Source organism: Paenibacillus sanguinis 2301083 = DSM 16941, assembly GCF_000374825.1.
Classification (GTDB): Bacteria; Bacillota; Bacilli; order Paenibacillales; family Paenibacillaceae; genus Fontibacillus; species Fontibacillus sanguinis.
The window spans coordinates 142,958-157,271 of record NZ_KB895378.1; the positions used below are offsets into that span (position 1 = coordinate 142,958).

Genomic DNA, 14,314 nt, shown 5'->3' on the forward strand with positions numbered 1-14,314 from the left:
TGAGCGTTTTCATTTTTTAGAAATCCTGGTTCCATTGTAACATCCCATATTTATCGAATTCACCTTAATTTTGTGCAAAACCTTCTTAATCCTTGCCATTCTCTTTCCCCCCGATTCAAGCTAAGCTAAGAGCGTCAAGTCAAGTTACACAAGAAAGGCAGGGAGCAAAATGAACAAGGTACGATTTGGCATCATCGGTATCGGAAATATGGGGACTTCGCATGCTCGGGATCTGGTCAAGGACATCCAGGGAGCCGAGCTTGCGGCGGTCTGCGACCATAACCCGGAGCGGCTGAAATGGGCCAAGGAGCATCTGCCGGATACAGTACAGCTATTTGGCGATACGGAGAGTCTATTCGCCTCGCAAGCTATGGACGCCGTGTTGATTGCAACACCTCACTACGATCACCCTACACTTGCTGTGGAAGCTTTTGAGAGCGGTTACCATGTGCTGATCGAGAAGCCGGCGGGCGTCTATACCAAAGCCGTTAGGGAAATGAACGAGGCCGCAGCAAAGTCAGGCAAGCAGTTCGGCATCATGTATAACCAGCGGACCAGCCCGCTTTACGCCAAGCTGCGCGATCTGGTGTTGTCCGGTGAACTCGGGACGATCCGCAGAACGAACTGGATCATCACAAACTGGTATCGCTCACAGAGCTATTACAATTCCGGCGGCTGGCGAGCCACCTGGGCGGGAGAAGGCGGCGGTGTGCTGCTCAATCAGGACCCACACCAGCTTGACCTCTGGCAGTGGACGATCGGGATGATGCCAACGCGCGTACGTGCTTTTTGCCATTTTGGAAAATATCGCAACATTGAGGTTGAAGACGATGTAACCGCTTATGTGGAATATGAGAACGGCGCCACCGGACTATTTGTGACCACAACCGGCGAGGCCCCGGGTACGAACCGCTTCGAGCTGACGGGCGATAACGGCAAAATTGTCGTCGAGGATGGCAAGCTGACCTTCTGGCGGCTGCGCGTGCCGGAACCTGAGTTTAATGCCGAATATACGGGAGGCTTTGGCCAGCCGGAATGCTGGAAATGTGAGATTCCCGTAAGCGGAGGCTTGGGCACACAGCATAAAGGCATTTTGCAGAACTTCACAAATGCCTTGTTGCACGGGGAATCACTGCTGGCGCCAGGGGAAGAAGGCATCCATGGTCTGACGCTCTCCAATGCGATGTATTTGTCCTCCTGGACCGAGGATTGGGTGGACCTCCCGCTGAACGAGGATTTGTTCTACGAGAAGCTGCAAGAGAAGATCAAAACTTCCGTATTGCGCAATGAAAATGGAGCAGGAAATGTGCTGGACGTGAAGGGAACCTACTCAGGAAGCTGAGCGCGATAGCGATAAAAAAGGAGCGATATACGTTGAAGCTATCTGTGTTTACCGTATCAACGCCGGATTTAACGCCGGAAGAGCTGGTGCAAGCAGCACGTGAAGCCGGATTGCATGGTGTAGAATGGCGGTTTAAGGAGGTTCCCCCCGAAGTAGCCGGGGAGGCTCCATCGTTCTGGCGCAATAATCGATGTTCCATTGACCCGACACTCCCTGATGAGGAGATTCTGCGGTTCAAGCACATCACCGAAGCTGAAGGTCTGGAAGTAACCGGCCTGGCTCCGTACTTGAACTCACTGAATCTGGAGCAGACAGAGCAGGCGTTCCATGCCGCTCGTCTGCTTGGAGCCAGGATGATGCGCGTCGGCGCAGCCGGGTACGCTGCTGCTACTCCCTATCCCGAGCTGTACGACAACACGGTGCGCTATTTGAAAGAAGCTGAACGCCTGGCCAAAGAGTACGGGGTCAAGGGGGTTGTGGAGACGCACCATCAAACCATTGCTCCCAGCGCCAGCCTGGTCCACCGGCTTGTCAGCCACTGCGATCCTGACCATATCGGTGTCCTGTTCGATCCTGGCAATATGGTCTATGAAGGTTACGAGCACTTCAGAATGGGTCTGGAGCTGCTTGGGCCTTACCTGGCCCATGTGCATATCAAGAATGCGGCCTGGACGCGCACTGGCACAAGCGAAGACGGGACGGCTGAATGGCGCTGCGACTGGGCTCCGCTGCGTGACGGCGTTATTGATTTTCACAAGCTGGTGGCGGATCTGAAGTCCGTCCGCTACGACGGATATCTGGGCATTGAGGATTTTAGCGGACAATACCGGTCAAAGGAAATGCTGCACCAATTCGTCGAGCTTATCCAAGAAAGGATGTAGATAAAATCATGGCAGCTCCCTCCCCAAATAAAGCTTTCCAAACGAGCGACGGAATGAACTACGCCCCTTCGGGGCGGCCGAATGAGGTCGTCAAGCCGGGAGAATTCATCTTTGCGGCCGTCGCCCTGGATCATGGACATATCTATGGCATGACCGGCGGTCTTATTGAAGCCGGAGCCACTTTGAAATGGGTATACGACCCCGACCCGGCTAAAATGACAGCCTTTGCCGGGAAGTACCCGGAAGCGCAGCAAGCGGACAGTCTGGAGCAGGTACTCGCCGACCCGGAGGTACGACTGGTTGCCGCGGCAGCAGTGCCCTCTGAGCGTGGTCCGCTGGGCCTTAAGGTCATGGATGCCGGGAAGGACTATTTTACCGACAAAACACCGTTCACCAGCCTGAAGCAGCTTGAAGCCGCTCGCCAAAAGGTGCGGGAAACCGGCCGCAAATACGCCGTTTACTTCAGTGAACGCCTGCACGTGGAATCAGCGGTATACGCAGGCCAGCTCGTCCAGCAGGGAGCCATTGGCCGGGTGCTGCAAGTGACCGGCTTTGGCCCTCATCGGTTAAGCGCTTCGTCCAGACCGGACTGGTTCTTTCAGAAAGACAAATATGGCGGTATCCTCTGCGATATTGGCAGTCACCAGATCGAGCAATTCCTGTTCTATGCCGGCTGCAAGGATGCCGAGGTTGTGCATAGCAAGGTAGCCAATTACGGAAACCCTGAATATCCGGAGCTGGAAGACTACGGGGATGCAACGCTGATAGGGGATAACGGGGCCACCCAATATTTTCGGGTCGATTGGTTCACACCGGACGGTTTGGGGACTTGGGGAGATGGCCGAACGTTCATTTTGGGCACGGAAGGCTTTATTGAGCTGCGCAAATACACGGATATCGCCCGGGATGCGGCTGGAGATCAGGTGTACTTGGTCAACAAGAGCGGCGAGCAGCATTTCTCCGTTCGCGGACAAATCGGCTATCCCTATTTCGGGGAGCTGATTCTGGATTGCCTGCATCGTACAGAGAACGCCATGACGCAGGAGCATGTCTTCAAGGCGGCGGAGCTTTGTCTGAAAGCCCAGCAGCAGGCCACCCACGTGACTGCGCCCAGCAAGTAATATTACAGTGAGCCAGCTCCCGGAGAGCTTTGATGGAGCTGGTGCAGCAGGGAACAGGAGGAAGGAAGCGCCATGGAAGAACAAATCGGGATGGCCATTGTTGGCTGCGGGGGAATTGCCCCGGTACATGCTGATGCAGTACAAGAGCTGGAGCACGTTCATTTGCAAGCTGTTGTCGACAGCGACCAGCCCAAAGCCCGGCAGATGGCCACCGCTTATGGATGTAATGCATGGAGCGACTACCGGGTCTTGCTGGAACGCGATGATATTCAGGCGGTGCATCTATGCACCCCTCATCATCTGCATGCCGATATGGCCGCCCGCTTGCTCCGGGCCGGCAAGCATGTATTGACCGAGAAGCCGATGGCACACAATCTGGAAGCGGCGGAGAAGCTGCTGGCAACAGCGCAGCAGTGCTCCACTCAGCTTGGTGTGTGCTTTCAGAACCGCTACAACCTCCCGTCTCGCCAAATTTGCGAGATCATTGACAACGGCACACTTGGCCGATTGCTTTGCTTGAAGGGGATTGTAACCTGGCATCGGGAAGCATCCTACTATACGGATAGTCCATGGCGAGGGAGATGGGCTACCGAAGGCGGAGGCGTGCTGATTAATCAGGCCATTCATACGCTGGACCTGCTGCGGTGGTTCGGTGGCGAGGTTGTCTCCGTCCAGGGCAGTGCAACGGCTGATGTTCTTGAGGAAACGATCGAGGTGGAGGACACGGCTCATGCCAGCATCGAGTTTGTCGGGGGAGTCCGCGGGTTGTTCTATGCCACCAATGCATATCTGACCAATTCCCCGGTAGAATTGGAGCTTGTGTTCGAGGATGGCACCCTTTATCAGCGGCGGGATTGCTTGTTCTTGTATCGGGACGGTCAGGAAATCCAGCTTGCCGAGCCTCCCTCAGGCCCGGAAGAACCCAATCCGGTTAGAGGCAAACCTTATTGGGGCTCAAGTCACCGGAAGCTGATTGCTGACTTCTACGAGCATATCCGCAGCGGAACCCCCTTTCCCCTTGACGGCATTGAGGGGTGCAAGACACTGCAATTGATTGAACAAATATACCGCTCCTCGCGTACACGGGTATCCCGGTAGCGAGGAGCGGCCTTCCCGTACTCTATTTTCCTATGATCAAATTTCGCTAGCCCTGGTATGCTTGCGGGTGAGCGGCTGTTGCACAGATATGCCCGCCCGCACGACCACTTGCTCACCCTCATGCCGGAATTCCAGCTCGTCCCCTTCTACCAAAGTATAAACAGCTTGCTTCTGATCAAAGAAGACCTCCAGCAACCGTCCACAGTGCATGACCCGGAAGCGGCAGTTCTCCCACTCGGGAGGCAGCGACGGGCGAAAGCCCAGGAAGCCGCCTTCCAGTCGCATCCCGGCAAACCCGTTGACTACCGCCATCCAGGAACCGGCCATAGCTGCCGTATGCAGCCCATCCTTCGCATTGCCGTTCACATCATCCAGATCCATTCTCACCGTGCGGCCGAAGTAATCATAAGCCGCTGCCATCTCTCCGATCTCTGCCGCCACGATACTATGAATGCAAGGCGACAAGGAAGAGTCATGCGTTGTCAATGGATCATAGTAACGGTAATTGCGCTGCTTCTCCTCCAGGGAGAATTGCTCCCCCATCAAAAACAACGCCATCACCACATCCGCTTGCTTGAGCACCTGATGACGATAGATCACGAGCGGATGGTAATGAAGCAGCAGCGGGTATTTCTCTGGCGGTGTACCCGCGAAATCCCAAGGCTTCTTGAACAAAAACGTATCATCCTGGGCGATAATCCCCAATTCCTCATCCCTTGGAATGTACATCTGTTCTGCCGCCTTCCGCCAAGCCGCCTCTTCCGCCTGTACCAGTCCGATGCTCCGCTTGATTCGGGCATACTCCTGTGGATATTGCTCACGCAGCAGGACCGCCGTTTCGCAAGCGTAATTCAAATGCTCCCGGGCCATCAAGTTCGTATAGGCATTATTGTTCACAATTGCCGTGTACTCGTCAGGACCGGTCACGGCATCAATACAAAATGCCCCGCCCCTGGCTGGATTATAATGTCCCAGATCAGCCCAGAACCGCGCTGTTTCAAACAGCATTTCCGCGGCATGATGCACCAGGAACTCCACATCCCCGGTTGCCTGAACATACTGCCGCAGCCCATAGGCTATGTCGGCGTTAATATGGGCCTGGGCTGTACCCGCCGGGAAGAAGGCGGAGTTCTCCTCCCCGTTGATCGTCCGCCAAGGATACAGCGCTCCCCGCTGCGACATCTCCTCCGCCCGCTGTCGGGCCTGACCCAGCGTATGGCAGCGAAATTCCAGCAGCGCCCGGGCGGTCTCCGGCTGGGTGAAGGTGAAGAAGGGCAACACATACATTTCGGTATCCCAGAAATAATGGCCTTCGTACCCTTCGCCGGTCAGCCCCTTGGCCGCCATGCTGGTATAGCCATCGCGACCGGCCGATTGCAGCAGGCCAAACGCATTGAAGCGCAGACCCTGCTGGAGCGCCGGGTCGCCCTTGATCTCCACGTCGGCGCGCTCCCAGAACGCGCCCAGCCAAGCATGCTGCTGCGCTGCCAGTCCCTCGAAGCCAAGCTCCTCGGCCAGGCGCAGCGTGTCCCTGCTTCGCTCCATCAGCTCCTCTTCCCGGTAATCCCGGGAAGTATGGTAGCTGATGTATTTGCTGAGCGAAGCGGTCTCTCCCCGGTGCAGCCGCATGCGGTACTGCACCGACAGCACTTGCCCGTCGCGGGACTCCGCCGGGCTGCCCTGCCGGGACGGCGGCAGCGTGAGCCGGTGGCTCATCGCCGTGAGCAGCGCGAAGCGGCTGTGCCGCGTGCGCTGCTTGAGCCAGCCGCCGCCGTGGCCATCGCTCCCCGCCTCCTCATATAGGAGGCTGGGCTCCGCGCGACGCGCCCCCAGGCGCGGGTCCCCGCCGCCGGGCGCCGGCCCGGCCGCTTCGGCGATCTCCCCGTTCATCGCCGAGCGGATCTCGATCACGCCATCGAAGTTCAGCGGCGTGATCTCGTAGTCAATCGCTGCCAGATGCTTGTGCGGCAGCGACACCAGACGCCGGATATGGACCCGTATCCGATGTCCGGCGGAGGATTCCCATTCCACCAGACGATGCAGCAGCCCGCTCTGCATATGCAGCACTCTCTTGTAGAAGTGGAGCTTCCCGCGCTGGAGATGGAAGGGCTCCCCTTCAATCGTAAGCTCGATAATGCTCGCATCAGTTACGTTCAGCATCGCGTGGCCTTCGCTTGGATAGCCATAGGCTCCTTCCGGATAATGAATCGGCGCTGAATCATAAAATCCGTTCAAATAACAGCCTCGAACCGAACTCCCCTCCCGGCCATAAAATCCTTCCTCGTATTGCCCTCGCATCCCGATATACCCGTTACCCAGCGAGAACAAGCTTTCACTGCGTTGATTGTAAATGTCTTCGGGAGCTTCCTCCATCAGACTCCATTCCTGCGGGAAATGGAGTCTGGTCCAAGGCTCTTGCACCTGCATGTTCTTCCTGTTCATCCCTTGATTGAGCCTCCCATCAGACCTCTGACAAAATACTTTTGCAGAAGGAAGAAGATCGCCAGCGGCATCAGCATCGAGATGAAGGCAGCAGACGTCAACAAATGCCAGTCATTGCCGCGAGAGCCAACCAAATCGGCAATCTTCATGGACATGACCTGTACGCTTGGCTGATTCCCGATAAAAATCAATGATACGAGATAATCATTCCACACCCACAGGAATTGGAAAATGCCGATAGAAGCCAGCGCCGGTACCGATAAAGGGAGAATCAGCCGGGAGAAAATCGTAAAATGGCTGGCCCCGTCGATAAAAGCTGATTCAAACAAATCCTTGGGCAGCTGGCTGATAAAGTTATACATGAAATAAGTGACCAGCGGCAGACCAAAGGCGCTATGAGCAAGCCATATCCCCAAATAGCTGCCGCTTAGGCCCAAGGCCGTAAAATCCTTGAGCACCGGAATCAGCGCCACTTGCAAAGGAATGACCAGCATGGCGATGATGATGACAAACAAGGTCCGCCGTCCCGGGAACCGGAGCCAGGCAAAAGCATAGGCGGCAAAAGAAGCGATCAGCACCGGAATTACCGTTGCCGGCACGGCGATCGTCAGCGTATTCCAGAACGCCTGGGACAAGCCGCTGCCCTTCTGCACCGACTCGCTGCCATCCGCCAGCTTGAGCTTATATTCCTTGCCCGACAGCACATTCTTGTAATTATCCAGCGTCAGGTCGGGGACAATCTTCCAGTCCCGGTCCTGCACATTCAGGGTCCGGGCGCGGCGATTCTCCCAAATCAGCCGTTCCCCATCCACAACTACACCAGCGCGCAATTGCTCATCACTATAGGTTTGACCATGAACCTCAATCGGTTCGCGCAGATCAATTTCTTTGGAGAGCTGCAGTGTCTCTGCATTCGTCCACTCCCGGTGAGGGAAGGCCTTCCACCAACCGGTCTGCAAAATATCCGCAGCCGGACGGAAGGAGGATACAAATAGCCCCACCGTCGGGACGAGCCAGAGGAAGCAGATGAACCCCAGGATCAAATTGACGATCAGCTTGCCGCGTTTGCGCGAACTGACCTTCCTGGCCGGATAGGAAGCAGCCATTTAGAATCCCCCCTGCTTGCGGAACTGCCGCAGATTAATGATAATGACCGGCAGCACGGCGATCAGCAAGACAATAGCCAGCGTCGAGCCATAACCGAAGTTGCGGTACATGAAAAATTGCCGATAGAACTGCGTTGCCACCACCTCGGTACCGTATTGCCCGCCAGTCATAACCATAACGACATCGAAGATTTTGAGCGTAAAAACAATGATCGTTGTCGTCACCGTCAAAATAGTTGTGGAGATAAACGGAATGATGATACGAAAGAAAATACGGATTTCCCCCGCTCCGTCAACCCGCGCCGCCTCCAGAATATCCTCCGGCACCCCCTTGATCGCCGCCGAGAAAATAACCATGGCAAATCCGGTCTGCATCCAGATCAGGATCAGAATCAGGAAGAAGTTGTTCCACGGCTGCAGCATGCTGGTCCAGGCCTGAGCCTCTCCGCCAAACGCAGTCACAATCGCGTTGAGCAGCCCGATCTGCTGATCGCCCGGCTGGTAATAATAAACGAACTTCCAGATCACGCCTGCCGCAACGAAGGAAATCGCCATCGGCATGAAAATAATCGACTTGGCAATCCGCTCATAGCTGCTGCGATCCGCCAAAATGGCAATCAGCAGGCCAAGCGCAACGCAGGCTAATGTGCCGACAAACACCCATAGCAGGTTGTTGCGCAGTGCCGTTGCCATCAATTTATCGGTGAAGACGGCGGCATAGTTGGCCAACCCGACAAATTGCTCGGAGGAGGCGTTGAAGAAGCTCAGATACAAGGTGCGAACCGCTGGCAGCACAAGCAGCCAGCCTAACAGGATCACCGCCGGTCCTATGAAAATATACGGAAGCACCCTCCGGCGCACCTGCTGCGGGTATTGCTCCACGGCCCAGGTGAAGCTGTAATATAGCAGGTAAACACCCGCGACACCCCACAGCACAGCGCATATAGCCGTAAATAATGGATTTAATGTAGAATCGCGAAAAAAGCGAAAGATTAGTCCATGGCCGGCGATATTCGCCAGCAGCACGGCCAGGGATAAGAGGACGGCCCGAAAACTCACGGTTTGCTTGGCCTCTGCACTCATCATGACCCCTCCTCAAGCATACTTTCGAGACAAAAGAATCTGGCCAAACAGAGAGGGCGCGAGTTGCCGGATGAACAAGCTCGGCCCACGCGCCCCAGCATGACTTAACTTGCAGCTATCAGCGAAGAGAGCTAGTTGCTCCAGCCTGCCTGAATCTGGTCAAGCGCTTCGTCCAACGTCGCCGTTCCGCTGACGTAATCGGTGATTCCCTTCCAGAACGTGCCCGCGCCCACTTTGCCGGGCATCAGGTCAGAGCCGTCAAAGCGCAAAGTAGACGCATCCTGCACCAGCTCTGCCATGCGGCGATCCGATTCCGATGCATACCAGTCGAGCGAAGCATCATTCATGGGAGCGATCACCCCGCCGGACTGTACCCAGGTCTTAATGGATTCACCGGTCGTGAAGAATTCCATAACAGCCCGCACTTCAGGACGATCGTTGAACATGGCATAAATATCTCCGGCCACAAGCACCGGCTTGCCATATTGCTCGTCAATCGGCGGCAAGTAGAACCAGGCGTAGTCCTCGTCAACCTTCGCGGTTTCCGGGAAGAAGCTGGTAATAAAGTTGGCTTGCCGATGCAGCCATACCTTTGGCGGATTGTCGAACATCGGTGTCGGTGCATCCCCGAATGCCGTAGTTAAGATCGATTTCGTCCCACCGTATACATAATCCGGGTTCATCCAGATTTCAGACATAACTTCAATCGCATGCTTCACTTCGGGGGAGTTGAACGGAAGCTCGCCAGTTACCCATTTATCGTAATTCTCCGGTGAAGTCGTACGCAGCATGATGTCCTCCACCCAGTCTGTCGCTGGCCAGCCCGTGGCCGCACCACTCTCGATCCCGATAGCCCAGGCTGCATCTCCATCCTTGGCAATCTGCTCCGTCAGCTCCATCAGTTCATTCCAAGTCTGCGGAATGGTATAGCCCGCTTCCTCAAACTGCTTCTTTGGATACCAGACCAGACTCTTCACATTACTGCGGTTCCAGATCCCGGCCATGATCTCTCCATCTTTGCCTTCCATCGTCCCCATCTCCAGCCAACTTTGGTTGTAGTTGGCCTTCAGCTTCTCCTGATCCAGGATGCCATTCAGGTCGATAACCTTTCCTGTTTTGGCGACAGCCGCCAGCAGCCCCGGCTGCGGGAAGTCGGCAATGTCAGGAGCATTGCCTCCATCGACACGCACATTAATGGTCGCTTCAAATTCCTTGGAGCCCTCATATTGAATATCAATTCCGGTCTTCTCCTCGAACTCCTTGATGCTGGTCTCGAATTTGACTTGGTCGGCATCCACGAACGGTCCAAACATCGTAACCGTTGTGCCCTTATATTCGCCTTGAAGCGCCAGGTCCAGCGCTGATCCCGTTGAGGCAGCTCCGCTATTGTTCTGACCTTGCTCTGCTGCGGTACCGCTATTAGCCGGTGGCGCCGGATCATTGACAGCCTGCTTGCCCCCACCGCAAGCACTAAGCAGCATGGTAAATGACAACCCACCAATCAGCAGCAGTGAAACAAGCTTGGATCTTTTTTTCATAGACCTCTACATCCCCTTCGATTTTATAGATAAGTAAACCCTTGAAAGGTATGACTGAACAGCATATGGTACGGACGGATCACCCCCTTGGAAGATTAGCGATGCCTCGAAGGACTTATTTTTGAATGCGGTTACATTTAGAGGATAAATAAATATATGCTGCCTTCGCGAACAAATGTTTTAAAAATTCTGAAAAGCTTTTCAGAATGGATTGGATGCTGTTCTATGCTGGAATAGGATCCAACACATGTTCAACAGGTGCCCGCAACTGGACGCACCTTATATCTGATTAAGTCATGATGTTTGTGGTGAAATTGCTAGGTGGTAGCAGCTCTCTCCCGCGTAGATTCGCGGACGACAAGCTTATGCTGAAGAACTTCTCGGGGTGTTTGTATCTCTCCGGTCGTCAGCAGTTCATGCAGCTTCTCTGCCGCACGAAAGCCCAGATCGTAGATAGGTTGTGAGATCGTGGTGAGCTTGGGAATGTACATGCCGGCCATTCTGTGATTATCAAAGCCGATAACGGACACTTGCCCGGGTACCAAGATATTTCGATCCTTAAGATACGAAATCGTGCCCATCGCAAATTCATCAGCGACACAGAACACCGCAGTCAGATCAGGGCGTTCGCTGAATAGCTCATGTGCCGCCTCATAGGCATGCTCAAAATAATAGCTGGCATACTTGGTATTGGCAATATTGTCTGTCAGGCCATACTCCTCCATGGCGCGGACAAAGCCGGCATAACGTGGAGGTCCGGCAATCGAATGATGATGATTGAAGCCGATCATACCGATTTGTCGATGTCCCAGCTCAATCAAGTATGCAGCAGCGTCATAGGCCGCAGCTTCATCATCCACCTCCACACAGGGAAGGTCATACTCGTCGGAATGGGAAGATACCATCACGCACGGAATACGGCAGCCCAGCAGCTTCTCATAATATTCCGGATACATCTTGTCGCTGGCGAACACAATGCCATCCACCTGCTTCTCGTGGAACGTATCGATGTAGGATAGCAGACGCGCCTTGTCACGGTCGGTATTGCAGATCATCAGGCTATAGCCCAGTTTATTGCAGGCCTCCTGCATTCCGCGAATCATTCCCGCGTAATACATGTTTTCGATATCGGGAATCAGCAGCCCCAGGGTATAGGACTTCTTGTAAATCAGTCCACGCGCGAAGGCGTTGGGCTGGTAATTCAACTCGTGAATCGCGTCCAGCACCCTTGCCCGCTTGCTCTCGACCACAGTATCCGGAGTGTTCATTACTCGTGATACGGTACTGATGGAGACCCCTGCTCTTCTTGCTACATCCCGAATGGTTGGTTTTATCTTCGTCATAATTCATTCCTTTTTGAAAAGCTTTTCAATGTGATTATAGCAAAGAAAAATTAAAAATTCAACGAATTTTTAAGCGCTTACAAATAAAATGATATACACAATATTCCATTTCATAGTTATATTGTTAAAACGGTCGAATATGCTTGATTTGGGTGTATCCAGAGGTGCACATCCGGGCGCATCCATCACGGTGGACGACGGCTACGCGCAACTGTTATCCGCCAAAATATCATTTGATGAAGGGACGGACGGTATATTTTGAAAAAGGTATTGGGCATTATTCTTTCGGGTGTTCTGCTGGTAGCGCTGTCAGGAGTTGCGCAAGTAGACGCAGCTTCCCCTATTGTCGTTAGCAAAACAATTGTAGTGAAAGCCGGGAAGACGTTCGACGGCAAAGGTCAAACCTACGTCGCCGATCCAAAAGCCTTGGGCGATGGCAGTCAGGCTGAAAATCAAAAGCCGATCTTCAAGCTAGAAAAGAATGCAACCTTGAAAAATGTGAATATCGGTGCCCCCGGGGCGGACGGCGTGCATGTCTATGGCAATGGTACGATCGAGAATGTCACCTGGCTTGATGTTGGCGAGGATGCACTGACTCTTAGATCCTCCGGTACGGTGAATATTACCGGCGGCGGAGCCTATAAAGCCTATGACAAGGTGTTCCAGGCGAATGCGGCAGGCACGATTAACATCAAGAACTTCAAGGCCAAGGACATCGGCAAGCTGGCCCGGCAAAATGGGGGCACCTCTTACAAAGTTAATTTTATTCTCGATAATTCGGATATTTCTGATGTGAAGGACTCCATTTTCAGAACAGACAGCAAGTCAAGCACGGCCAAAATCACAAACACCCGATACCATAATGTACCGACACTGTTCAAAGGCTTTGCATCCGGTAATACTAGCCAGTCCGGCAATAAGAAGTACTGACGCACCTAATTGTTAACGATAACAAAGGAATGGCGGAGTCAGAGAGATCATCCCTGCACCGCCATTCCTGTTTTTTGAATTCTATAGCTACAAATATTTGTCCACCCAGCTCTCCTGTCAGTGCTTCTTTTGTTGCTTCTTTACCACCAGTCCGTTTCCTCACAGCGTTCGATCCCCTTCTCCTATTTGTAACCGGGATTCAGGTCGTCTCATCCAGTAACGCCTATTTTATCCACCACTCAACAGCTTTATGTACGCAAGGTGCTTTCAGAAACATTTGAGGGATATATTAAAAGGAACGCTCCATCTTTCCATGGGGCGTTCCTCATTGCTCTGCAAATATCATTATTTTCCTATTCGGATTAGTCATCCTTCTCCCGAATCATCTCCAGAAACTCCAGAATAATATCGGAAACCGCATCTTCTCGTGACGAATGGATAAATTGACTGACGTGTGCAATATCCCCTTTGAACAGATCAATAAGCTCTAATATAGAATCGGGATCATTTTCCTTGGCCTTTTGCAACAAACTCAGGAACTCTTCATCATTCGGGACAGCTCTTTGATCATTTTTCGTTTCCATTTGTTCACCCCTTGCTGACTCATATTCAACTCGCGGGCGACTTCCCCCTCGGTTTTACCCTGAAGGTATATTTTAGATATGATGGTTTGCCCCGTCGTGGAAGGAAGCGCACTGATCATCTGTCTTACAACAATTTTATTATCAGAAGATGAGGTGAAGCAGGTGACGGACGGCTCAACTCCATTGAACGAACATTCCCGTTGTCTTACGGCCCTTGCTCTGTATTGAACTCTCCAGGCGATTCGGTACACTTCCTTCTGGTATTGCTCGTACACGGTATGATGTTCTTTCAAAACTACCTCCCCCTTTCAATTTCATCTTCTATATATAGGGAAAATCAAACGAGCCTTTAACAACCTTATTTTTGTAATTATTATAACATTTTTTCCAAATAAAAGGTTGTTTCTCCTTGTCTTCCATCTCCCTATATAGTGAAGGGCCCAATACAATCCAAGGAGGTCATACTCATGCAGGTAGCAGATATTGTATCGTTGGTTACCAATGTAGGGTTTCCGGTTACGCTTTGCTTCATCTTGATCAAATACGTGCTGCAAACCGTCGGTGATAAATTGAGCAATATTGATGCTTCGTTGCAGACCCTTTCTGAAGAGATACAACGACTTGACAACCTGATCGGCGAAGATCGACAAGGTGCATCCCCGCCCTCCAGCTCTGGCAAGCAAATCTAGGAAACTGTGAAAAGCAGCCCGACAAATTGTACCGAATGCACGGCGAAAATGGCACCGTAATTATACTTATTCGGTTTACCTTCCAATTAGAACACCTTGGCCTGTCTTTTTGGAAAATAGCTTAAACAGCAAAGGAACCTTCAGTGGATTGAAGGTT

13 protein-coding genes are annotated in these 14,314 nt (G+C 53.0%); 6 read left to right on the top strand and 7 right to left on the bottom strand.

What is annotated here, in order from left to right:
- Positions 1-169: 169 nt before the first annotated feature.
- The 4 genes from C557_RS0106735 to C557_RS0106750 all read left to right on the top strand — a co-directional run bounded on the left by C557_RS0106735 (position 170) and on the right by C557_RS0106750 (position 4,442).
- Positions 170-1,342 (top strand): Gfo/Idh/MocA family protein, encoded by a 1,173-nt coding sequence (locus tag C557_RS0106735; RefSeq protein WP_018751077.1) that lies wholly within the window; start codon positions 170-172, stop codon positions 1,340-1,342.
- A 32-nt stretch (positions 1,343-1,374) separates the two neighbouring features.
- Positions 1,375-2,223, top strand: a complete 849-nt coding sequence (locus C557_RS0106740; RefSeq protein ID WP_018751078.1) for a sugar phosphate isomerase/epimerase family protein — start codon at positions 1,375-1,377, stop codon at positions 2,221-2,223.
- Between the two features lie 8 nt (positions 2,224-2,231).
- Positions 2,232-3,344 (top strand): Gfo/Idh/MocA family protein, encoded by a 1,113-nt coding sequence (locus C557_RS0106745; RefSeq protein WP_018751079.1) that lies wholly within the window; start codon positions 2,232-2,234, stop codon positions 3,342-3,344.
- Between the two features lie 72 nt (positions 3,345-3,416).
- Positions 3,417-4,442 (top strand): Gfo/Idh/MocA family protein, encoded by a 1,026-nt coding sequence (locus C557_RS0106750; RefSeq protein WP_018751080.1) that lies wholly within the window; start codon positions 3,417-3,419, stop codon positions 4,440-4,442.
- A gap of 36 nt (positions 4,443-4,478) precedes the next feature.
- Here C557_RS0106750 and C557_RS0106755 read toward each other — a convergent pair whose 3' ends face one another.
- The 5 genes from C557_RS0106755 to C557_RS0106775 all read right to left on the bottom strand — a co-directional run bounded on the left by C557_RS0106755 (position 4,479) and on the right by C557_RS0106775 (position 11,954).
- On the bottom strand, positions 4,479-6,884 hold the full coding sequence (locus tag C557_RS0106755) for a glycoside hydrolase family 65 protein (RefSeq protein WP_018751081.1): 2,406 nt from the start codon (positions 6,882-6,884) through the stop codon (positions 4,479-4,481).
- Positions 6,881-7,990: a carbohydrate ABC transporter permease gene (locus C557_RS0106760; protein WP_018751082.1), complete on the bottom strand. Its 1,110-nt coding sequence runs from the start codon at positions 7,988-7,990 to the stop codon at positions 6,881-6,883. The genes C557_RS0106755 and C557_RS0106760 overlap by 4 nt, the downstream gene beginning before the upstream one ends.
- Complete coding sequence (locus tag C557_RS0106765; RefSeq protein WP_018751083.1) at positions 7,991-9,073, bottom strand: ABC transporter permease subunit; 1,083 nt, start codon at positions 9,071-9,073, stop codon at positions 7,991-7,993.
- 131 nt (positions 9,074-9,204) lie between these two features.
- On the bottom strand, positions 9,205-10,611 hold the full coding sequence (locus C557_RS0106770) for an ABC transporter substrate-binding protein (RefSeq protein ID WP_018751084.1): 1,407 nt from the start codon (positions 10,609-10,611) through the stop codon (positions 9,205-9,207).
- Between the two features lie 317 nt (positions 10,612-10,928).
- Complete coding sequence (locus tag C557_RS0106775) at positions 10,929-11,954, bottom strand: LacI family DNA-binding transcriptional regulator (RefSeq protein WP_240472931.1); 1,026 nt, start codon at positions 11,952-11,954, stop codon at positions 10,929-10,931.
- A 258-nt stretch (positions 11,955-12,212) separates the two neighbouring features.
- Between C557_RS0106775 and C557_RS0106780 the strand changes: the two genes are divergently transcribed.
- Positions 12,213-12,884, top strand: a complete 672-nt coding sequence (locus tag C557_RS0106780; protein WP_018751086.1) for a pectate lyase — start codon at positions 12,213-12,215, stop codon at positions 12,882-12,884.
- 362 nt (positions 12,885-13,246) lie between these two features.
- On the opposite strand, the gene C557_RS0106785 is transcribed toward C557_RS0106780, so the two are convergent.
- Positions 13,247-13,414 (bottom strand): helix-turn-helix domain-containing protein, encoded by a 168-nt coding sequence (locus C557_RS0106785; protein ID WP_018751087.1) that lies wholly within the window; start codon positions 13,412-13,414, stop codon positions 13,247-13,249.
- Between the two features lie 2 nt (positions 13,415-13,416).
- Positions 13,417-13,761, bottom strand: a complete 345-nt coding sequence (locus C557_RS0106790) for a sigma-70 RNA polymerase sigma factor region 4 domain-containing protein (RefSeq protein WP_018751088.1) — start codon at positions 13,759-13,761, stop codon at positions 13,417-13,419.
- 174 nt (positions 13,762-13,935) lie between these two features.
- Between C557_RS0106790 and C557_RS23100 the strand changes: the two genes are divergently transcribed.
- The gene (locus C557_RS23100) at positions 13,936-14,157 is read left to right on the top strand and encodes a hypothetical protein (RefSeq protein WP_018751089.1); all 222 of its coding nucleotides are present in this window, start codon (positions 13,936-13,938) and stop codon (positions 14,155-14,157) included.
- The last annotated feature ends 157 nt before the right edge of the window (positions 14,158-14,314 follow it).

Bases quoted from the DNA above. Each gene is read 5' to 3' on its own strand.
- C557_RS0106735 (WP_018751077.1), top strand. From the start codon at position 170: ATGAACAAGGTACGATTTGGCATCATCGGTATCGGAAATATGGGGACT.
- C557_RS0106745 (WP_018751079.1), top strand. From the start codon at position 2,232: ATGGCAGCTCCCTCCCCAAATAAAGCTTTCCAAACGAGCGACGGAATG.
- C557_RS0106750 (WP_018751080.1), top strand. From the start codon at position 3,417: ATGGAAGAACAAATCGGGATGGCCATTGTTGGCTGCGGGGGAATTGCC.
- C557_RS0106755 (WP_018751081.1), bottom strand. From the start codon at position 6,884: ATGAACAGGAAGAACATGCAGGTGCAAGAGCCTTGGACCAGACTCCAT.
- C557_RS0106760 (WP_018751082.1), bottom strand. From the start codon at position 7,990: ATGGCTGCTTCCTATCCGGCCAGGAAGGTCAGTTCGCGCAAACGCGGC.
- C557_RS0106765 (WP_018751083.1), bottom strand. From the start codon at position 9,073: ATGAGTGCAGAGGCCAAGCAAACCGTGAGTTTTCGGGCCGTCCTCTTA.
- C557_RS0106770 (WP_018751084.1), bottom strand. From the start codon at position 10,611: ATGAAAAAAAGATCCAAGCTTGTTTCACTGCTGCTGATTGGTGGGTTG.
- C557_RS0106775 (WP_240472931.1), bottom strand. From the start codon at position 11,954: ATGACGAAGATAAAACCAACCATTCGGGATGTAGCAAGAAGAGCAGGG.
- C557_RS23100 (WP_018751089.1), top strand. From the start codon at position 13,936: ATGCAGGTAGCAGATATTGTATCGTTGGTTACCAATGTAGGGTTTCCG.